Origin of the sequence: Sphingomonas sp., assembly GCF_036387535.1 — a bacterium.
GTDB lineage: Bacteria > Pseudomonadota > Alphaproteobacteria > Sphingomonadales > Sphingomonadaceae > Sphingomonas_R.
The window spans coordinates 48,289-67,896 of record NZ_DASVTO010000133.1 but is presented as its reverse complement, the minus strand read 5'-3'; the positions used below and the strand labels follow the sequence as shown (position 1 = coordinate 67,896).

19 protein-coding genes and 3 tRNA genes are annotated in these 19,608 nt (G+C 68.4%); 12 read left to right on the top strand and 10 right to left on the bottom strand.

The features are described from left to right. A partial coding sequence (locus VF649_RS12510; protein ID WP_331012281.1) for a cell wall hydrolase occupies positions 1-384 on the top strand: 384 nt, incomplete at its 5' end. A gap of 102 nt (positions 385-486) precedes the next feature. Here the strand turns inward: VF649_RS12510 and VF649_RS12505 are convergent. The 4 genes from VF649_RS12505 to VF649_RS12490 are packed head-to-tail and all read right to left on the bottom strand — an operon-like array spanning position 487 to position 4,670. Further along, entirely contained in the window at positions 487-819 is a 333-nt protein-coding gene (locus tag VF649_RS12505) for a hypothetical protein (RefSeq protein ID WP_331012280.1), read from the bottom strand. An 11-nt stretch (positions 820-830) separates the two neighbouring features. Continuing rightward, positions 831-2,240 (bottom strand): MBOAT family protein, encoded by a 1,410-nt coding sequence (locus VF649_RS12500; RefSeq protein ID WP_331012279.1) that lies wholly within the window; start codon positions 2,238-2,240, stop codon positions 831-833. Positions 2,241-2,292: 52 nt separating this feature from the next. Continuing rightward, on the bottom strand, positions 2,293-3,663 hold the full coding sequence (locus VF649_RS12495; protein ID WP_331012278.1) for an SGNH/GDSL hydrolase family protein: 1,371 nt from the start codon (positions 3,661-3,663) through the stop codon (positions 2,293-2,295). Beyond that, complete coding sequence (locus VF649_RS12490; RefSeq protein WP_331012277.1) at positions 3,660-4,670, bottom strand: GDSL-type esterase/lipase family protein; 1,011 nt, start codon at positions 4,668-4,670, stop codon at positions 3,660-3,662. Before VF649_RS12490 ends, VF649_RS12495 begins: the two co-directional genes overlap by 4 nt. Before the next feature lie 204 nt (positions 4,671-4,874). On the opposite strand from VF649_RS12490, the gene VF649_RS12485 reads away from it, so the two are divergent. Continuing rightward, positions 4,875-5,084, top strand: a complete 210-nt coding sequence (locus VF649_RS12485; RefSeq protein WP_331012276.1) for a hypothetical protein — start codon at positions 4,875-4,877, stop codon at positions 5,082-5,084. Positions 5,085-5,128: 44 nt separating this feature from the next. Here the strand turns inward: VF649_RS12485 and VF649_RS12480 are convergent. Beyond that, positions 5,129-5,213: transfer RNA gene (locus VF649_RS12480), tRNA-Leu, on the bottom strand. Positions 5,214-5,358: 145 nt separating this feature from the next. Here VF649_RS12480 and VF649_RS12475 point away from each other — a divergent pair. Next, positions 5,359-6,819: a M48 family metalloprotease gene (locus VF649_RS12475; protein WP_331012275.1), complete on the top strand. Its 1,461-nt coding sequence runs from the start codon at positions 5,359-5,361 to the stop codon at positions 6,817-6,819. A 34-nt stretch (positions 6,820-6,853) separates the two neighbouring features. Beyond that, positions 6,854-7,606: a dienelactone hydrolase family protein gene (locus tag VF649_RS12470; RefSeq protein WP_331012274.1), complete on the top strand. Its 753-nt coding sequence runs from the start codon at positions 6,854-6,856 to the stop codon at positions 7,604-7,606. Positions 7,607-7,628: 22 nt separating this feature from the next. Here the strand turns inward: VF649_RS12470 and VF649_RS12465 are convergent, their stop codons facing one another. From VF649_RS12465 to VF649_RS12445, 5 genes are all read right to left on the bottom strand, one after another. Next, a complete protein-coding gene (locus tag VF649_RS12465) occupies positions 7,629-8,213 on the bottom strand; it encodes a phytanoyl-CoA dioxygenase family protein (RefSeq protein ID WP_331012273.1) in 585 nt (194 codons plus the stop codon). Positions 8,214-8,320: 107 nt separating this feature from the next. Beyond that, entirely contained in the window at positions 8,321-10,057 is a 1,737-nt protein-coding gene (locus VF649_RS12460) for a flotillin family protein (RefSeq protein ID WP_331012272.1), read from the bottom strand. Positions 10,058-10,090: 33 nt separating this feature from the next. Continuing rightward, positions 10,091-10,705, bottom strand: coding sequence for an OB-fold-containig protein (locus tag VF649_RS12455; protein ID WP_331012271.1), 615 nt, complete (start codon positions 10,703-10,705; stop codon positions 10,091-10,093). A 313-nt stretch (positions 10,706-11,018) separates the two neighbouring features. Then, positions 11,019-11,094: transfer RNA gene (locus VF649_RS12450), tRNA-Ala, on the bottom strand. A 75-nt stretch (positions 11,095-11,169) separates the two neighbouring features. Continuing rightward, positions 11,170-11,481 (bottom strand): TIGR02300 family protein, encoded by a 312-nt coding sequence (locus VF649_RS12445; protein WP_331012270.1) that lies wholly within the window; start codon positions 11,479-11,481, stop codon positions 11,170-11,172. Positions 11,482-11,591: 110 nt separating this feature from the next. Between VF649_RS12445 and aroA the strand changes: the two genes are divergently transcribed. The 8 genes from aroA to VF649_RS12405 all read left to right on the top strand — a co-directional run bounded on the left by aroA (position 11,592) and on the right by VF649_RS12405 (position 19,601). Beyond that, a complete protein-coding gene (gene aroA, locus VF649_RS12440; protein WP_331012269.1) occupies positions 11,592-12,932 on the top strand; it encodes a 3-phosphoshikimate 1-carboxyvinyltransferase in 1,341 nt (446 codons plus the stop codon). Then, a complete protein-coding gene (locus VF649_RS12435) occupies positions 12,929-13,912 on the top strand; it encodes a proline iminopeptidase-family hydrolase (protein WP_331012268.1) in 984 nt (327 codons plus the stop codon). Before aroA ends, VF649_RS12435 begins: the two co-directional genes overlap by 4 nt. Next, on the top strand, positions 13,909-14,538 hold the full coding sequence (locus VF649_RS12430) for a (d)CMP kinase (RefSeq protein WP_331012267.1): 630 nt from the start codon (positions 13,909-13,911) through the stop codon (positions 14,536-14,538). The genes VF649_RS12435 and VF649_RS12430 overlap by 4 nt, the downstream gene beginning before the upstream one ends. A gap of 242 nt (positions 14,539-14,780) precedes the next feature. Further along, on the top strand, positions 14,781-16,499 hold the full coding sequence (rpsA, locus tag VF649_RS12425) for a 30S ribosomal protein S1 (RefSeq protein WP_331012266.1): 1,719 nt from the start codon (positions 14,781-14,783) through the stop codon (positions 16,497-16,499). Positions 16,500-16,708: 209 nt separating this feature from the next. Beyond that, positions 16,709-16,999, top strand: a complete 291-nt coding sequence (locus VF649_RS12420) for an integration host factor subunit beta (protein ID WP_331012288.1) — start codon at positions 16,709-16,711, stop codon at positions 16,997-16,999. Positions 17,000-17,052: 53 nt separating this feature from the next. Further along, positions 17,053-17,137: transfer RNA gene (locus tag VF649_RS12415), tRNA-Leu, on the top strand. A 120-nt stretch (positions 17,138-17,257) separates the two neighbouring features. After that, positions 17,258-18,091 carry a ferredoxin--NADP reductase gene (locus tag VF649_RS12410; RefSeq protein ID WP_331012265.1) on the top strand — a complete coding sequence of 278 codons (834 nt, stop codon included), beginning with the start codon at positions 17,258-17,260 and terminating at the stop codon, positions 18,089-18,091. Positions 18,092-18,155: 64 nt separating this feature from the next. Then, a complete protein-coding gene (locus VF649_RS12405) occupies positions 18,156-19,601 on the top strand; it encodes an ABC transporter substrate-binding protein (protein ID WP_331012264.1) in 1,446 nt (481 codons plus the stop codon). Positions 19,602-19,608: the final 7 nt, after the last annotated feature.

Below are 19,608 nucleotides of genomic sequence, written 5' to 3'. Positions count from 1 at the left end.
GGCGATGATGAAGCCGCCCTTGATGCCGAAACGCTCTGCATGGCCAAGGTCGTCCATCACGAAGCCGGCAACCAGCCCCGCGCCGGACAGCTTGCGGTTGCGCAGACCATTCTGAACCGCGTCGAATCCGGCCGGTTCGCCGGCACCGTCTGCGGCGTGGTCCATCAGCGGAACCAGTATTTCGATACCACGCGCTATCATCCCGATCGCGACAGCACGCGGTGGCAGACCGCCGTCGCCGTCGCCTACGAAGCGCTGTCGGGCAAGGCCGAGCGCATCGTCCCCGGCGCCCTCTTCTTCCGCGCCGCCTACGCCGCCCCCACCAATTTCTTCAAGGGCCGCACCCGCATCGCCTCGCTCGGCGATCACGTCTTCTATCGGTAAACGCTGGCGGCGGCGGTAAATCCCGCGCCGCGCTCCGTCCGTGCCACGTCGTCGGGTTTGCGGATCGACGCCGCGCTCCCTTCGACGGAACTTCGGCCGTCCCTACATCGCCTCGTCCGCCGGCGCCTGCCCGGCAAAGCGTAGTGCCTGCGCGCGCTTCCATACGCGATGCAGCCACGCGCGCGGCGCTGCCGCTCCCATCCGCTCGGTCACGGCCAGCAAGTCCTCGGTGGCGTTGGTAACCCTTACCATCGTCTCGCTGGGTTCCTGCTCCGCCGCCCACCCGTCCAGTGCCTGCGCATTGGTCAGCAGCAGGAACAGGCTCGCGGTCAGGATCGTCCCCGCCGCATGCGCCAGCGCCGGGCGGCGCTCCGCTCCGGGCAGATCGACCGGCGATGGCGTCTCCGCTCGCCTTCCGCCTGGTGCCTCGGCCATCGCCACCCTCCTCAGAACTGATAATAGATGAAGGGCGCGACCCCTTCGAACCGCATCGCGTCGATCAGCAGGATCGTCACGCCCACCGCCACGCCCAGGATCGGTGCCGGCCACGCCTGCACCCGCACCGCAATGCCCTGCATCAGGCGCGGCGGCGCGGCATGGATCGCCAGCCCGAACAGGATCAGGACCAGCTGCAGCGGCGTGGCGCTCAGGCCCGCGACCGGGCTGCCCGCCATCCCGCGCAGATAGGCGATCGCGTCCGCAAAGCTCGGGCTGCGGAAGAAGATCCAGCCGAGCGTCACGATGTGAAAGGTGACAAGGATGCCCAGCCATGTCGGCAGCACCGGCCAGCCGCGGGGACGATATTCCCGCCACAGCCGCTCGATCGCCAGCACCCCGCCATGCAATCCGCCCCAGATCAGGAACGTCCATTTGGCGCCATGCCACAGCCCGCCCAGCAGCATCGTGATCATCAGGTTGCGGCAGATATACCAGACCCCGCCGCGATTGCCGCCCAGCGCATCGATATACAGATAGTCGCGCAGCCAGCTCGACAGGCTGATATGCCAGCGCCGCCAGAAATCCTGCAACGACGCTGCGCGATAGGGCTGGTCGAAATTGCGCGGGAACCGGTATCCGAACAGCGCCGCGATCCCGATCGCCATGTCGGAATAGGCCGAAAAGTCGCAATAGATCTGCACCGCATAGCCATAGGCCGCCAGCGCGAGGTCGATCCGCGAATGCCCGGCGATATCGGCGAACACCGGATCGACGAACTGCGTCGCCAGCTCGGACGCCACCACCGCCTTCTTGAACAGCCCCCACACGATCAGCAGCATCGCCATCGCCACCATGCCGCGGTCCAGTTTCGGCGTCGTCCGCAATTGCGGCACCAGGTCCGCGGCCCGCACGATCGGCCCCGCCACCAGATGCGGGAAGAAGGACATCAGGAAGGTGATGTCGAGCAGCGACGCCGCCGGCACGCGCCGCTTATAGACGTCGACCAGATAGCTCATCCCCTGAAAGGTGAAGAACGACACCCCCACCGGCAGGATGATCTGCACCAGCGGCAGATCGCGCGCGAAGCCGACCGCGGACAACAGGTCGCCCAGCTGTTCCAGGAAGAAGCCGAAATATTTGAAGAAGCCCAGGATCCCCAGGTTGGCGATGATCCCCACGATCATCACCCGCTTCCGCACCGCGGCATCCTCGCTGCCCGCGATCACCCGCGCCGCGCCCCAGTTCAGGAACGCCGACAGGATCAGCAACGCCACGAACCGCCAGTCCCACGCGCCGTAGAACACCCAGCTTGCCAGCAGCAGCAGGATCTTGCGCCACTCGTTCGACCGCGACGCCCCCCACACCACACAGAAGGCGACCAGGAAGAACAGTCCGAATGTCAGCGTCGGGAACAGCATCAGCGCGCGCCCCCGCCCGCGTTCCGATGGGGATCAGGCAATATCAGTCCCCTCACCGCCCCGGCATCCCGGCCGCATCCAGGTCCGCCTGCAACCGCCCCGCCAGATCCCGGCCGCCCACCGACGTGAAATGCACATAATCCCCGCGCATCCGCGGCGGGGTGCTGCGGACCCAGCCGGGCGCGGAACAGGCGCCACCCATCCGGGCACTCGTGTCCCAGAACGCCAGGTTGAGCTCGCCCGCGATCTTGCGCTGAATATCGCGCACCACCTTCATCCCCGGCGGCACGAACAGCCCGGACACCGCCGGCTGCACGGGGACAGGGACGGGGGTCGGGACCGGCGCTGGCACCGCCACCTGTTCGGCCAACGCCGCGATCGTCGCATCCATGTCCTGCGGGGCGGGCGTCGCCATCGGTGCCGGCGGCTGTACCGCGGGCACCGTGCACGCGATCGCCACGCCCGGCGCATTGGCGCGCAGGCCCGGTTGCCGGCTCGCCGCATCGGGCGCTCCCAGCAGCAGGATCGGGACATTGCCCGCGAGCCGCCGCAACCGCCCGATCGCGCTGCGCAGCGTCCATTCATAACCGAACGGGCTCACGCTCGGCGAAAATCCCTCATTGGTGCCGAACGCCAGCACGATCATGTCGGGGCGATAGCTGCGAAACTCCTCCGCCAGCACGGCGTCGTCCGTGCGCATGAAATGGACCAGCTGCGATCCCACGACACCCACGTTGGACAAGGCGACCCCACCATTGTCGCGGAACGTCGCCCACGACGTGATCGTGACCGGCGCCTCCTCTGATGTCACGGTGACCATCGGATTGGGTCGGTCGAGCGCAAAGGTCCGGCATTCCGGCCGTTCCGTCGTGGACGCCAGGTCGAACCGGCTCTCCGCCAGCCCGATCCGCACCAGCAGGCTGCCGGCGCCCGGCCGCGCGATCGCGCACAGCACGAACCGGTCGAAACTCTGCGCGCCGTCCGATGTCAGCGACATCGATGCACCGGGACTGGTGCTGGTCAGGCTGAACCCCGCCACGCCGATCGCCGGCCGCGGCTGCGCCGATCCTGCGCCGAACGCGCCATTCACCCGCCAGCCGGGCGACATCGCCGCGGTCACGCCCCGCGTCAGATACCCGGCATAGGGGCGCCCGGCCGCCAACATGCCGCGCCCGCCCCCGCCATAGCGCGCCTGCAACAGGTCGCGCCACCCGCCGGTGATCGTATCGCCCGCGGTGTGACTGTCCCCGATCTGCAGGATATGGACCGGCCGCCCGCCAGCATTGGTCCTGGCCCCCGCCAGCTTGCGGAACACCGGCGCCAGCGTCGCGGCATTGCAAAGATTGGCGGTGCAGGGTGCCGCCCGCGCCGCGCCGCCGGTCATCACGCCCGCCAGCGCCGCCAGTGCGATCCGCCGCCTCATGCGCCGGTCCGGTCCGTCGCCCGCTGCGGATCGGCCGGCACGCCGGCCTTTGCCCGCGCTGCCGCGACATAGCCGTCGATCCGCTGCGCCAACCCGCGCGTGATGCGGACATATCCGTTCATCGACATGTGGATGCCGTCCTCCGCCCGCATCAGCACCGGCTTGCCGCTCGCATCCGGCAGATAGGCCGAAAATCCATCCGGCCCGCTCGACATTGGGCGGGTATCGATGAACGGCACCCCCAATTCGCCCATCAACCGCGCGTAGAACGCATTCATCGCGCTGATGTCGGCGTCGAACGTCGGCTTGCGCATCCGCGGCAGGCCGACCCAGTACACCGTCGCCCCGGACTGGCGCAGCGCCGCGACCAGCCCGGCCGCGCGCCGCCCGATCAGTCCCTGCCAGGCCGGGCTCATATATTTGGCCAGGTGCCCGTCCGCGATCACGCCCTGCGTGTCGTTCGCGCCGTAACTCACCACCGCGATATCCACCGGCCCGCTCGCCAGCTGCTGGGCGACATGTGTCTCCAGGTTCAGGCTCTTGTACCGGGTGAATCCGGTCGCCTGCTGGCTGTATTTGACGACTTCATAGCCGCGCTTCTTCGGCAGTTCGCGGTTCAGGCCGGACCAGACACCGTCGCCGAAGCTGTCGCCATAAACTCCGACCCGCACCGGTCGCCCTTCGGCCAGCGTCCGCAGCAGGCGCGGTGCTGCGGCGGCGCTATCGGGAACCGACGCCACCGCCGGCGGCACCGGCGCCGGCGCGGCGGGCGCATCCGCAGTCGCCACGGGCGCGGCGGTGTTGGACGTCACCTCTGGCGGGACCACGGCCACGCCGGGCGCCGCCGTCGCGCTCGGCGGGGGTGGCGCGATCGCCTGCGGCACCAACGGCGGCACCTCCGGCGCGGTGTCGCGGTCTCCGGCGAATGCGAAGCCGATCGCCACGCCCGCCGCCACACCCAGGAACAGCACCGCCGTCCGATCCGCCAGCGCCAGCCACGTCTTCATGCCTATCCGAACTCCGACCCTATCTCTCGCTCCTATGCGGCGATCGGGGCGATTGTCACCCATGATGCGCCGAACAGTGCCGTTTGCGCCCTCCCGCCGTTCGGGCGCGCGCCGGCTGGCGAATGCCCGGCCCTGTCGCCGTCGTTCAAGCCCGCCGGGACACCAAAGGCTTGCGATGCGTTTGTTTCCGACAAGGAGAAAGTCATGTCGAACAGCAGCCCGGCCCAGCCGATCCCCGATCCCGCAAAGGATCCTGAAGCCAGCAAGGCGCTTGGTGGCGATTCCGTCACGGGCGAAGCCGGGGGCCGACGCGATATCGATGACGACAGCGTCAACGGCAGCCAGAACCTGGAACAGCGCGTCGCGCCCAATCCGTTCAAGGATGCCGACCGGGCCCAGCATAACAGCCACTGACCAACAGGTCCGTCGCCGGCTACGGCCAACCGGCCATTGAAAATTGGTGCCCCTGGCCGGGGTCGAACCAGCACTCCTTTCGGAACTCGATTTTGAGTCGAGCGCGTCTACCAATTTCACCACAGGGGCACGCGGGTGCTGCCTAACAAAGCCGGATACGGATCGCAACCGGGGCCGCGCGGGATTTTGCCTCTCGCCGCCCCCGGTTGACGCATGGCGGACAAGCGGCTTGAAGGGCGCGGTGCCCTTGGGCGCTCGCCATCACGAGGATCTCATGCGCCTGCTTCCCCGCCGCCACGGCCTCGCTTTCCTGCTGGCGCTCGCGCCGGTCACGCATGCCCCGGCGCAACAGGCGATCTCCGCGCAGGACAAGGCGGCGGGGGCGAAGGCCAATCCACAGCTGCTGGCGCAATATGGCGGGGCGATGCGCGGCGCGCCGGCGGACTATGTCACCCGGGTCGCGCGCCGGGTCGCGGTGCAGAGCGGCCTGTCCAACACGCAGGGCGATTTCACCATCGCGCTGCTCAATACGTCGGAGGAAAACGCCTTCGCGATCCCCGGCGGCTATGTCTATGTCACCCGCCAGTTGCTCGCGCTGATGAACAGCGAGGCGCAGCTCGCCTCCGTTCTCGGGCACGAGGTCGGCCATGTCGCCGCGCGCCATTCGACCAAGCGCAACAACCGTTCCAGCATCGGCTCGGTCCTGGCGGCCGGCGTCGGGCTGCTGACCGGCAGCGACCTGCTGGGTCAGGCGGCGGGCTACGGCGCGCAACTCTACACGCTCGGCTACAGCCGGTCGCAGGAATATCAGGCGGACGCGCTGGGTGTCCGCTATATCACCGCGGCCGGCTATGATCCGTTCGCCGCCGCGGCGATGCTGGACGAACTCGATGCCGAAACCCGGCTTCAGGCCGAACTGGCCGGGCGCAACGCCAATGCCGTACCCAGCTGGGCGCGCACCCATCCCAACGGCCCCGATCGCGTGGAAAAGGCGATGGCGCTTGCCGAGAAGACCGGTCGCACGCCACCATCTCCCGATGTGCAGGACGTCGCCTTCCTGCGAATGCTGGACGGCCTGCCCTATGACGACGATCCGGCGCAGGGCGTGGTCGATGGCCGCCGGTTCCGGCACCCGCCGCTCCGGATCCAGTTCGATGCCCCGGCGGGCTACACCATCACCAACGGCGCCGATGCCGTGACGATCTCGGGCGCCGGCACCACCGCCGCCGGCCAGGCCCGGTTCACTGCCCTGCCCGCCGGGACGAACCTTGCCGCCGATATCGATGCCCGCTTCGCGGCGGTCGCGGGTGGGCGCACGCTGTCGCATGATCCCGTCCGTACCCGCCGGGTCAACGGCATCGACATTGCGGAGGCCACCGCCAGCGGCAGCGGCGCCACCGCCGGCGGTCAGGCGGTCGACGTGACAATGGTCACATGGCGCGGCGATCCTAAAACCGCGCTCGGCTTCACGCTCCTCACGCCGTCCGGCACCGGCATCGGCCCGTTCGAGCCCCTGATCGACAGCCTCACGCGGCTCACCCCGAACCAGGCGGCGGCGATCCGCGGCAAGCGCGTGCGGATCGTCACGGTCAAGGCGGGCGAGGGCATTGATCAGATCGCGCCGCGCATGGCCTATGCCGATCATCGCCGCGAACGCTTCCTCGCGCTGAACGGCCTCGCCGATGCCGATCGGCTCCGCCCCGGCCAATTGGTCAAGATCATCGCCGCGGACTAAGCGGACCGACGCGACCCGCCGGACAGGAACCATCATGATCCTTCGCAGCGATGAATATCACGATCTGCCATCCGCGGACGGCGGCGTGATGCGCACCCACCTGTTCCGCCCGGTGGCCGATGGCCGCTACCCCGGCGTGCTGCTCTTCTCGGAAATCTATCAGGTCACCGATCCGATCCGCCGGCTGGCGGCGTTCGTCGCGGGTCATGGCTACTGCGTCGCCGTGCCGGAGGTCTATCATGACTATGAAGCGCCCGGCACGGTCCTGCGCTACGATCCGGCAGGCACCGATCGCGGCAACGCGCTGAAAATCGCCAAGCCGGTCGCCGCCTTCGACGCCGATGCGGCGATCGGGCTCGATTTCCTGGCGGCGCACCCCGCCTGCACCGGCCGGCTCGCGACGCTCGGCGTCTGTCTGGGCGGACATCTCGCCTACCGCGCCGCACTCGATCCGCGCGTGTCCGCCGCGGCCTGCTTCTACGCCACCGACATCCATGGTGGCACGCTGGGCGCGGGTCAGCGGGATGACAGCCTCGCCCGCATGGCGGAGTTGAAGGCGGAAACCCTGTTCGTCTGGGGCCGGCAGGATCCACACATCCCCTTCGCCGGCCGCGAAGCCATCCGCGCCCGCCTCGAACAGGTCGGCGCGCGCTACGAATGGCATGAGGTGATCGCCGCCCACGCCTTCCTGCGCGACGAAGGCCCCCGCTACGATCCGGCGCTGTTCGTCCAGACCACCGGCTGGATGCTTGGCCTGTTCCAGCGGGTACTCCGGACCACCCCCTGATCCGCCGCCCCGCCCCGGTCGTTCACACACCCCGCCAGCACAACGGATCCGGCAGCGCATCGGTCGAATAGTCGACCTGCAACACGCGCCGGCGCCGTGGCGGGTCCGCCGCCCGCGATGCATGCAGGATCGACGTCGCATAGCACCAGATGTCGCCGCGGTCCGCCAGGCAGGTCCGCTCGCCATGCGCCGCTACGATCGACGCAATGCGCGTCTCGGCGATGCGCCCCAGTCTGTGCGATCCCGGAACGATGCGGAGCGGCGCATTGGTCGCGTCGACGGCATCGAGATGGATGCGCAGCGTGACCATCCGCTCCAGTATCACGAACGGCGGCTCGACCTGCACCAGCCCGGACTTGATGGTCCACGGGCCGAACCCGGCGACGGTCACCCGCTCCGCGACCACGATTGTGCGATCCTGATGCCAGCCAAGGCTCCAGTTGGCGGCAGGCGTCTTGTCGAACAGCACCGCACGCACAGCGCGGGCATCCGGCCCCAGCACTGCCGCAGCGATCCGCCCCACTGTGCCGCCCGGTGCCAGGATCGAACGCAGTGCGGGCGCGGCACCGATGCGAACGCCCGGCACATCCACCGCCAGATCCGTCATCGCACGCTCGATCGCCGCGCAATCCCCGTCGTTCAGGACCGTCCGGAACGGCTGCGCACCGTCCCGATCGAAGGACAGGCGGGCGTCCGCCGGATCGCTGGCCGGAATCAGGCCGCCTCGCCGGCAGCATGACCGCTGCCGTTGATCGCCCTGGTGGGCGTCGATGCGCCGCCGGACAGCGTCGCGGTCGCGGCGCCGCTTCCGGCCAGCATGCCGTTCAGCGACCCGCCGGTCATGCCCAGTTCGGCCATCAACCCGTCGATCAGCGGGCTGCCCACCCGGTACCGCATCGCCGCGGCGACCGCCGCATCGGCAAGATTGGCCTGCCCGCCGCCAGTCGACGAATCCGCGCCGCCGGGATCACCGTGCAGGCCGCGTGCATCCAGGATGCTGATCTTGTCGATATTCTCCATCGGCTTGCTGGCGGCCGCGATGATCGCGGGCAACGCGTCCAGCATCGCCCTGCGGATCAGCAATGCGGTCTGCGCATCGCTCAGCAGGTTCGTCGCCTCGTTCAGCGCGGCCTGACCGGCGGCATCGACCTTGAACGCCGCCTCGCGGCCCTCGGCGCGTGCCTTCTCCGCATCGGCCTCCGCGGTCGCTTCGGTGCGCAGGGCACTCGCGCGCGCCTCGGCGGCTTCCTTCTCCGCGGTGGCCGCCACGGTGATGCCGACCGCATCCTCCTGCGCGCGCTGGGTGGCGGCGATCACGGCGACATTCTTGTTGCGGTTGGCGATCTCGGTCGCCTTCGCGGTGGCGACGCTTTCCTCGGCACGAACCGCAAGCGCGCGGGCCTCGTTGGCCGCTGCGGTCGCGGTCGATTCCTCCTCGGATTTCTGGGCGGTCTGCACCGCGGTCGTGATCCGCGCGATCTCGATCGTCCGGTCGCGTTCGATCGTCGCGGTCTGGATCGCGCCGTCACGCGCGATCGCGGCGCTCTGGATCACCTTGTCCGCTTCGGTCTGCGCCACCGTCTGCGCCTGCAGCGCGGTGATCCGCGCAATTTCCGCAAGGCGGGTCTGCTCGGCCTCGGCCGTGGCGATCGCCGTCGCCTGCTCGGCCCGGCGCGCGGCCAGCGTCTGCTCCTGCGTCAGCCGCGCCTGTTCGGCCGCCTGCGCGATTTCCAGAGACTGGTTGTTCGCGTCCAGGTTGCGCTGCTCGATTTCGACCCGGTTGGTCGCGACGATATCGTTGCGGATCTTCTTGCGTTCCTCGATCGTGCGGGTCAGCACGGTCAGGCCTTCGGCATCGAACGCGTTGTTTTCGTTGAAATGCTCGAACGCAGTCTGGTCGAAATGGGTGATGCTGACCGACTCCAGCTGAAACCCGTTCATGTCCAGGTCGGTCATCAGAGCCTCCTGAACCTTCTGAATGAAATCGGCGCGGTTCGCATGGAGATGCTCCATCGTCATCGTCGCCGCCACCGATCGCAGCGCGGACACCAGCTTGCCGTCCAGCAGCGACTTCACCGCATCGGCGCTGTTGACCGACTGGCCCAGCGTCTGGGCCGCGGCCGCGATCGATTCCGCATCCGGCTTCACCTTGATGTGGAACAGCCCGACCACGTCGACGCGCAGCTTGTCGAGCGTGATCAGCGCATCCTTGTTGAGCCGCGACACCTCCAGCTTCACCGTCGTCAGCCGGACCTGCATCAGTTCATGCAGCACGGGAATGACCATGATGCCACCGTTCAGCACCACCTTCTCGCCCCCGAATCCGGTACGGATCAGCGCGACGTCCTTGGTCGCGCGGCGATACAGCCGGGTCAGGATGACCCCGATCACGACCAGCGCGAACAGGATGATGCCGGCGTAGATCAGGACGTTCATAAGCGATGCAGGCATGGAAACCCTCCCCGATTGGTCATGATGGGCGTGTCAGATCGGTCGCAGCACGGATTCCCTGTCCGGCACCGCGAAGAACAGCCTGCCCTCGCGACGCACCAGCAATGCGGTCTCTCCGCTGGAAATGGCATCGGGGTCGGCATGCGGCTCGACCATGATGAAATGCGCCTGGCCATGGCGATCGACCACCTTGGCGCGCGCCGGCGATCCCCGCCGCGCGGTTCCTTCCAGGATGGTGCCACGATGCATCAGCAGGTCGTCGGTGGTGATGACCGTCGTCTCGAACCCCGGCATGACGCGGCGCAGGCCGTTGGCGGCCAGCGTGTTGAGCATGGCGCCGATCAGGAACGCTCCTCCCGCTGCCGCTGGCCAGGCCAGCGGGTCGCCGATCAGCGCGGACGCCGCCTGCTGGATCGCGACACCGGCCAGCGTGAAGCAGCCGAGCAGCGACGTCAGCCAGATCAGGATCGGCAGTTCGCCGCCAAGCCCCAGCCAGCCGAGCATGCTCCCCAGATCGACATCCCCGTCCGCGTCGAGGTCGAGATGGCCAAGACCGAGGCCGATCGCTTCGATCAACCCGATCCCCACCATCACCACGAACGCGATCGCGAACGGCAGATAGGCCGGCGTCAGAAACTGCGAGAACATGGGCGAACGGATATCATGCGCGCGCCGCGCTGTCAGGGAAATCGGCGCCCCCGCGTGGCGATATCGGTGGTGTTTCCTTGCGGATCGCCCGACCGCCATCCGGTAGCGCCGCGATGAAGTCCCAGGCGGCGGCAGGCCGACGATGCGATCTTCACAATCAGACCGACGGCACCCGGGCCGACGGCACCAGCGCGCGAGAGGACGCCGTACCGACCCCAACCATCACCGGACGCGATGGCACGGGGCAACCGGCCGAATCGGCCACGTACGCGCTCACATGCCGGCGGGATCAGTTCCGAGGAATGTCATGAGATGGTGGAGCCGTGGGGGATCGAACCCCAGACCTTCGCAATGCCATCGCGACGCTCTCCCAGCTGAGCTACGGCCCCATACCCTGTCCGCCGGCTGGGTACCGGCAGGGTGAGGCGCGCCTTTACGAAAGCCGGCGCGCCTCTGCAAGTGATTTAATTCTCGTCGTCGTCGTTCGGGGCCGCGACCCCGATGTCGTCGTCGCCGCCCAGATCGACATCGTCGTCGGGGCTTGGCTCGGCGTCCTCGTCGACTTCCAGATCCTCGCTCAGATCCGCGTCGTCCTTCTCCTCGACCACCTTCTTCGGCGCGTCATAGGACAGCGGCTGCTTGGACTTCAGCACGGTCTCCGGCTCGAACTGCGTCGCGCATTCGATGCAGGTGACGGGGTCGTCCTTGCCCAGGTCGTAAAAACGCGTCCCGCACTTCGGACAGGTCCGCTTGGCGCCCCATTCAGGCTTGGTCATGGGATGGTTGCTCCGGGAAAATCAGGAAAGGCGCGTCGGAAGCCATTGCCCCCGGCGCGAATTGCCGGGCGCCTTGCCACAGGGCCATGCCCCTGTCAAAGCCGCCCACCATGAACCCTCCCGCTTCCGCTACGTTTCGCATCGATGGCGCCCTTTGCGGCCGTGTCCGCGTGCCCGGTGACAAGTCGATCTCACACCGCTCGCTGATGCTGTCCGCGCTGGCGGTCGGGCGCAGCACGATCGACGGGCTGCTGGAGGGGGAGGATGTGCTGGCCACCGCCGCCGCGTTGCGCGCGATGGGCGCGACCATCCACCGCGGCGACGATGGCCGCTGGACGGTGGATGGCGTCGGCGTCGGCGGGCTCCTGCAACCGGGCGCGGCGCTGGACATGGGCAATAGCGGCACGTCGACCCGGCTGTTGATGGGGCTGGTCGCCAGTCACCCGATCACCGCCACCTTCGTGGGCGATGCGTCGCTCAGCGGCCGGCCGATGGGCCGGGTCATCGACCCGCTGGCGCAGATGGGCGCGGATATCAGCGCCAGCCCCGGCGGCCGCCTGCCGCTGATGCTGCGCGGGCTCAGCCCGGCGGTCCCGCTCACCTACCGCCTGCCCGTCGCCTCGGCACAGGTGAAGTCCGCGGTGCTGCTCGCCGGGCTCAACACCCCCGGCATCACCCGCGTCATCGAACCCGTCCCCACCCGCGATCACAGCGAGCGCATGCTCGCCGGTTTCGGCGCGACGGTCGAGATCGGCCAGGACGACGACGGCGCCCGCATCATCGCCATCCACGGCGAGGCCGAATTGCGGCCGCAGGCGATCGACGTGCCCGGTGACCCCTCGTCCGCCGCCTTCCTGGCGGTTGCCGCGCTGCTGGTGCCGGGGTCGGAGGTGCGGATCGACAATGTCGGCATCAATCCCACCCGCGCCGGCCTGTATGACATGCTGCGCCGGATGGGGGGTGATATCGTGTATGCCGATGTCCGGACCGTCGGTGGCGAACCGGTCGCGGACCTGATCGTCCGCGCCTCCGCGCTGACCGGGATCGAGGTGCCGCCCGACGTCGCGCCATCGATGATCGACGAATATCCCATTCTGTTCGTCGCCGCCGCCCTCGCGCGTGGCCGCACCACCCTGCGCGGGCTGGAGGAACTGCGCGTCAAGGAATCGGACCGGATCGCCGTCATGGCCACCGGCCTGCGCGCGATCGGGGCGACGGTACAGGAACTGCCCGACGGGCTGGTGATCGATGGCCGCGACGGGGCGCCCTTCCCTGGCGGCGCGACGGTGGCCGCCCGGCTGGATCACCGCATCGCGATGAGCTTCGCGATCGCCGGGCTGGTGTCCGCCGCACCGGTGGTCATCGACGATATCGCCCCGATCGCGACCAGCTTCCCGACCTTCCCGACCTTGCTCGAATCGCTCGGCGCGCGGCTGGATCCGGCGCCGTGAGGGCGCTCGGCCGGCGCGCGCTGCTGATCGCCACCGCCGGCGGCGCCCTTGCGGGCCGCGCATCCGCCGCCGACCCCGCCGTCCCGCCACCTACCCGCGAACTGCGGGTGGCGGTGCCTGGCGGGTCGATCTACGTCCGCGTCAACGGGCGGATCGGCGATGGCCGGGCGCCGCTGTTGCTCGCTCATGGCGGCCCGGGCGGCTGCCACGCGTCGCTCGTACCCGCGCTCGCGCTGGCGGGCGACCGGGCGGTCATCCTCTACGACCAGCTCGACGGCGGCCGGTCCGATCGCCCGGCTGATCCCGCCAACTGGACCGTCCCGCGCTTCGTGGCGGAGGTTCAGGCGATCCGCGCCGCGCTCGACCTCGATCGCTTGCACCTGCTGGGCCATAGCTGGGGCGCCACGATCGCGCTGGAATATGGCGCGCGCCGCCCGGCCGGGCTGCAAAGCCTGATCCTGATGGGACCATTGATCTCCACCCCGGCCTGGCTGGCCGACGCCGCCACCCTGCGCGCCCGGCTACCGGCCAGGGTGCAGGCGGTGCTCACCGCGTGCGAAGGACCGAACCCGCCCGATGCCGCCGCCTGCGCTGCGGCCACCGACGCTTTCTACGCCCGGTACTGGCGGCTGCGCCCGGTCGCGCCGGCGGTCGCCGCCTATGAGGCGTCGATCCCGCAGTGCCGCGCGACCGGCCTCTATGAGGCGATGTGGGGGCCAAGCGAGTTCCGCGCGACGGGCACGCTCCGCGACTATGACGGCACGGCCTTGCTCGCCCGGCTCGACGTCCCCACATTGGTGATGATCGGCGATCAGGACGAGGTCACCGTCCCGACCGCCCGGCACTTTGCCGGCCTGGCGCCGCGGGGCGAACTGATCGTCGTCCCCGATGCCGCGCACCGGCTGCAAAGCGACCGGACCGATCTGTTCCTCGCCCATCTGCACGACTGGCTGCGGCGCCACGACGGAGACACCGCATGATCATTGCCGTGGACGGCCCTGCCGCATCGGGCAAGGGTACCATCGCCCGTGCGCTCGCGGCGCATTATGACCTGCCCTATCTCGACACCGGGCTGCTCTACCGCGCGGTCGGCACCAATGTCGTCCGCGGCGGCGGCGATCCGGCCGATCCCGATGCCGCGCTGGCGGGCTGCGCGTTCGATGACCTGCTGCTCCGGGATGCGGCGCTGCGGTCGGAACAGGCCGGCGCCGCGGCGTCGATCGTTTCCGCCCATCCCGCGGTCCGCGCCGCGCTGATCGAACGCCAGCGGGATTTCGCCGCGCGCCCTGGCGGCGCGATCCTGGACGGCCGCGACATCGGCACCGTCATCGCGCCGCATGCCGATGCCAAGCTGTTCGTCCGCGCCAGCCCCACCGTGCGTGCGCAACGGCGCCATGCGGAGATGCTGACCATGGGGCAATCGGTTTCGGTCGACACGCTGCTGGCGGAGATTCGCGATCGCGACCGCCGCGATTGCACGCGCGATGCGGCGCCCCTGGTTCAGGCTCCGGATGCCGACTTGCTGGACACGAGTTTTTTGAGTATAGACGCGGCCGTCCAGCGGGCGATCGCGCTCGTGGATGCCCGGACGGCCGTGCGCACCTGAGCGTCGACCCTCAAGGCGCGCAGGTCCGGTCCCCGATCGGCTGGTTCATGATCGGCCGTTGACCGATCGGGATTTCCGGCGCGCCCTTTTGCCTTGAGCCTCCGCGCTGAAGGTTCCCCGCATCCGCGTACTTGATCGGCCAAGGATGCTGCGCCGGCATGGGGTCGTCGCGGCAATTCGGCCTCCCAAAGACCTCCGGATCCAACCGGATGGCCGGAAATACTCTAGGAATATCCATCTTTATGGCCACTGCGGCAAACCCGACCCGCGACGATTTCGCGGCGCTCCTCAATGAAACGCTTGGCGGCGAGAATGAAGGCTTTGAAGGCCGCGTCGTCAAGGGCACCGTCACCGGTATCGAAAACGACATGGCCGTCATCGACGTCGGTCTGAAGTCCGAGGGCCGCGTGCGCCTCAGCGAATTCGCAGCGCCCGGTCAGAAGGCCGAACTGGCGATCGGCGACACCGTCGAAGTCTATGTCGATCGCGTCGAAAACGTCCACGGCGAAGCGATGCTGTCGCGCGACCGCGCCCGCCGCGAAGCCGCCTGGGACAAGCTGGAAGCCGAATTTTCCACCACCGCCCGCGTCGAAGGCGTGATCTTCGGTCGGGTCAAGGGCGGCTTCACGGTCGACCTGTCCGGCGCCGTCGCGTTCCTGCCCGGCAGCCAGGTCGATATCCGCCCCGTGCGCGACGTCACCCCGCTGATGGACATTCCGCAGCCGTTCCAGATCCTGAAGATGGATCGTCGCCGCGGCAACATCGTCGTGTCGCGCCGCGCCATTCTGGAAGAGACCCGCGCCGAACAGCGCACCGGCCTCATCCAGTCGCTGGCCGAAGGTCAGGTGATCGAAGGCGTGGTCAAGAACATCACCGATTATGGTGCGTTCGTGGATCTCGGCGGCATCGATGGCCTGCTGCACGTCACCGATCTCAGCTACAAGCGCGTCGGCCATCCGAGCGAGATGATCAACATCGGCGATACGCTGAAGGTGCAGATCATCCGTATCAACAAGGATACGCAGCGCATCTCGCTCGGCATGAAGCAGCTCGAAAGCGATCCATGGGAAGGTGCCGCGGCGAAATATCCGATCGACGGCAAGTTCACCGGCCGTGTCACGAACATCACCGAATATGGTGCGTTCGTGGAACTGGAGCCGGGCATCGAAGGTCTCGTTCACGTTTCCGAAATGTCCTGGACCAAGAAGAACGTCCACCCCGGCAAGATCGTCTCGACCAGCCAGGAAGTCGACGTCGTCATCCTCGAAGTCGATCAGGACAAGCGTCGCATCTCGCTGGGTCTCAAGCAGGCGATCAACAATCCCTGGGATGCATTCATGGAACAGCATCCGGTCGGCTCCACGGTCGAGGGTGAAGTCAAGAACGCGACCGAATTCGGCCTGTTCGTCGGGCTCGACGGTGATGTCGACGGCATGGTCCACATGTCGGATATCGCCTGGGGCGTGACCGGTGAGGAAGCGCTGGCGCTGCATCACAAGGGCGAAACCATCCAGGCGGTCGTGCTCGATATCGATCCGGAGAAGGAGCGCATCTCACTCGGCATCAAGCAGCTTGAGCGCGGCGGCGTCGCGGTTGGCGGCGGCGCGGCGGCTTCGTCCGGCGGCGTGAACAAGAACCAGGTGACCACGGTCACCGTGCTCGAAGTGCGCGACGGCGGTCTCGAAGTCCAGATGGGCGACGACGGCGTCACCGGCTTCATCAAGCGCACCGATCTCGGCCGCGACCGCGACGAACAGCGTCCGGAACGCTTCCAGGTTGGTCAGAAGTTCGATGCGATGGTCATCGGCTTCGATCGGTCGAAGAAGCCGAACTTCTCGATCAAGGCCATGCAGATGGCGGAAGAGAAGCAGGCCGTGGCGCAATATGGGTCGTCCGACTCGGGCGCGTCGCTCGGCGACATTCTCGGCGCGGCGCTGAAGGCGCGTAACGAGGAAAATTGATCGGGCAGATCGTTACTGACCCGTTTCGGGGCGCGAATCGGAAGGTTCGCGCCCTTTTTCTTTGCGAATTGTATAAAATCGGCACAATCCTGCCCCTGATCGAGATTGACGATTCTCATCGACGTCCGGTAACCCGTGCCACAGGTGGGGAGGGGGTTCCGCACTGGGAAAATGCGACTCGTGTTCGGGTGTCGAACGCGGTCGCGGTCGTGGGACAGCAGATGATCAGATCCGAACTCGTCGCCAGCCTCGCCGAATCCAATCCCAATCTGACCACGCAGGATGTCGAACGGATCGTCGGCCTCGTCTTTGACGAGATCGTGGAGCGCCTTGCCGCCGGGGGGCGGGTCGAGTTGCGCGGTTTCGGGACATTTTCCACCCGCGCCCGCGCCGCGCGCCAGGGCCGCAATCCGCGTACCGGCGACACCGTCGATGTCGATGCGAAGCGGGTGCCCTATTTCAAGCCCGGCAAGGACATGCGTGCCCGCCTGAACGTCTGATCGGGCTTGACCGCGCACCCTGGTTGCGGCCAAGCCGCTCGGGCATCGACCCAGCGGACGTGGCGAAACCGGTAGCCGCGACGGACTTAAAATCCGTTTCCTCAGGGAGTGCGGGTTCGAGTCCCGCCGTCCGCACCATCGGGGCACAGGCTCAGCTTTCCCGCCTGCATCCCTAACTCGGGTGCAAAGCCGTGAACGGTTCGCTATGGGGTGGCCGATCCCCCAAACCGACGCCGCCGTGGCGGCGAAAGGACCGACATGACCGACCCCGTGGCCACCGTGGCCGCCCCTTCCGCCACTGGCCTGGAATCCACCGCGGCGCTGTCCGTCGAAACCGTGCTCTGGGTTCGCCACTGGAACGAACATCTGTTCAGCTTTGCGGTGACCCGTCCGGCCAGCTTCCGGTTCCGCTCCGGCGAATTCGTGATGATCGGCCTGCCCGGTCCCAAGGGCAAACCACTGCTGCGCGCCTATTCGATCGCCAGCCCGGCCTATAGCGAGGAACTGGAGTTCCTCTCGATCGCCGTGCCGGACGGTCCGCTCACCTCGCAGCTCCGCAAGGTCGAAGCGGGTGACCAGATCTATCTGGGTCGCAAGCCCACCGGCACGCTGGTGGCCGATGCGCTGCTGCCGGGCCGGCGCTTGTTCCTCATCTCCACCGGCACCGGCCTTGCGCCATTCCTGTCCGTCGCGCGCGATCCCGACATCTACGAACGCTTCGCGGAAATCGTGATCGTCCACAGCGTCCGGCGCGTCGCCGATCTCGCCTACCGCACCGAACTGGAGGCGGCGTTCGCCGACGATCCGCTGATCGGCGAACAGGCGCAGGACCAGCTCGGCTATGTTGCCACCGTCACCCGCGAGCCCTTCCACACCACCGGTCGCATCGCGACGCTGGTCGAATCGGGCGCGCTGTTCGTGCCGCCGCTGACCGGCGGTCGCGCGTTCGATCCGGAGGAGGATCGGGTGATGCTGTGCGGCAGCATGGCGATGATCAAGGATTTCGCCGGCTACCTCGACAGCCAGGGGTTCGAGGAGGGGTCGAACGCCGCCCCCGGCCATTATGTGATCGAACGCGCCTTCGTCGGCTGATCGCATCGCGACGGCGGCACGGAACCGGGTTCCCGTCGCCGTCGCCTTTCCCTACTGTCCTGTCATGCGTGCCGTGCTGCCTCTTGCGATGTTGCTGCTGGTCGGCTGCGGAACCGCGGGCGGCGCTCCGGACGACGCGCCGATCACCGTCGGCGTGATCGGGGTGTCGCCACGACTGGCCAGCCCGTCGCGGCGTCCGCCGACCCCCGCCGACGCGGTGCTGCTCGCCAGCGTGGCGCAGGGGCTGGTCCGCTTCGACGCCGCGGGCCAGATCGAACCCGGGCTCGCCATTCGCTGGGACGTGTCGGACGACGGTCTGTATTACACCTTCCGGCTGGCGCAGGACGCGCCGTTCGACGCACCGTTGGTCGCGCGGCTGCTACGCGACGCGGCCGCCTCCGCTGGGCGTAATCCGCTGGCGTCCGAATTGGCCGCGGTTGCGGAAATCGTCGCGGTCACCGATGAAGTGGTCGAAATCCGTCTCTCGGCGCCGCGGCCCGATCTGTTGCAGCTGTTGGCCCAACCCGAACTCGCGCTGGTGGCGCGCAACACCGGCGGTGGTCCGTTCCGGATCGCTGGCCGCGCCGGCGGTCGCTACCGCCTGACCCCGCTCCGCCCTGCCGATGAACCGGCATTACCCGCGCCGGGGCCGGCCGCCGACATCATCCTGCACGGCGAACGCGCCGCAAGGGCGGTCGCCCGGTTCAAGGCAGGGGACGCCGGCGTCATCCTCGGCGGCCGCTTCACCGATATCGCCATCGCTCGCGCCGACGGCGGGGCGGGCACCACGCTCCATATCGATCCCGCCTCCGGTCTGTTCGGGTTCGCCGTCGCCGACAATCGCGGCCTGCTCTCCGCACCCGAAAACCGCCGGGCGCTGGCGCTGGCGCTGGACCGCGACCGCATCGTGCGGCTGTTCGCGGACAACTGGCCCGCGCGCACCGGCATCGTACCGCCGGGCACGGACGATCTGGCCAGTCCCGCCATCCCCGACTGGACCGATGCACCCCGTGCCGCCCGCATCGCCGCGGCGACCGCCGCGATCGCCGATTGGCGCCGCCGCAACCCTATAGCGCCGCGATCACCGCTGCGCGTCGCGATGCCGCCCGGTCCCGGCGCTCGGATGCTGTTCGCGCTCGCGGCCCAGGATTGGCGCAGGATCGGCGTCGATACCGTCGCGGTCGCGGCCGATGCGCCCGCCGATCTCCGCCTCGTCGATCTGGTCGCCCCCGCCTCCGGCGCCGCCTGGTATCTCCACCGCTTCGCCTGCGTGCGCAGTGCCGTGTGCAGCGAGGCCGCCGATGCCGCGCTGGCGGCGGCGGGGGTCGCGCGCGATCCTGCCGCCCGCGCTGCCCTGCTGGGGGAGGCCGATCGCCGCCTGATGGGAACCGGGGCGTTCATCGCGATCGCCACGCCCTTGCGCTGGGCGCTGGTCGCACCCAATCTTGGGGGCTACCGCGACAATCCACGCGCCATCCATGCGCTCGATCAGCTCCGCACCCCGCAATGACAGGATC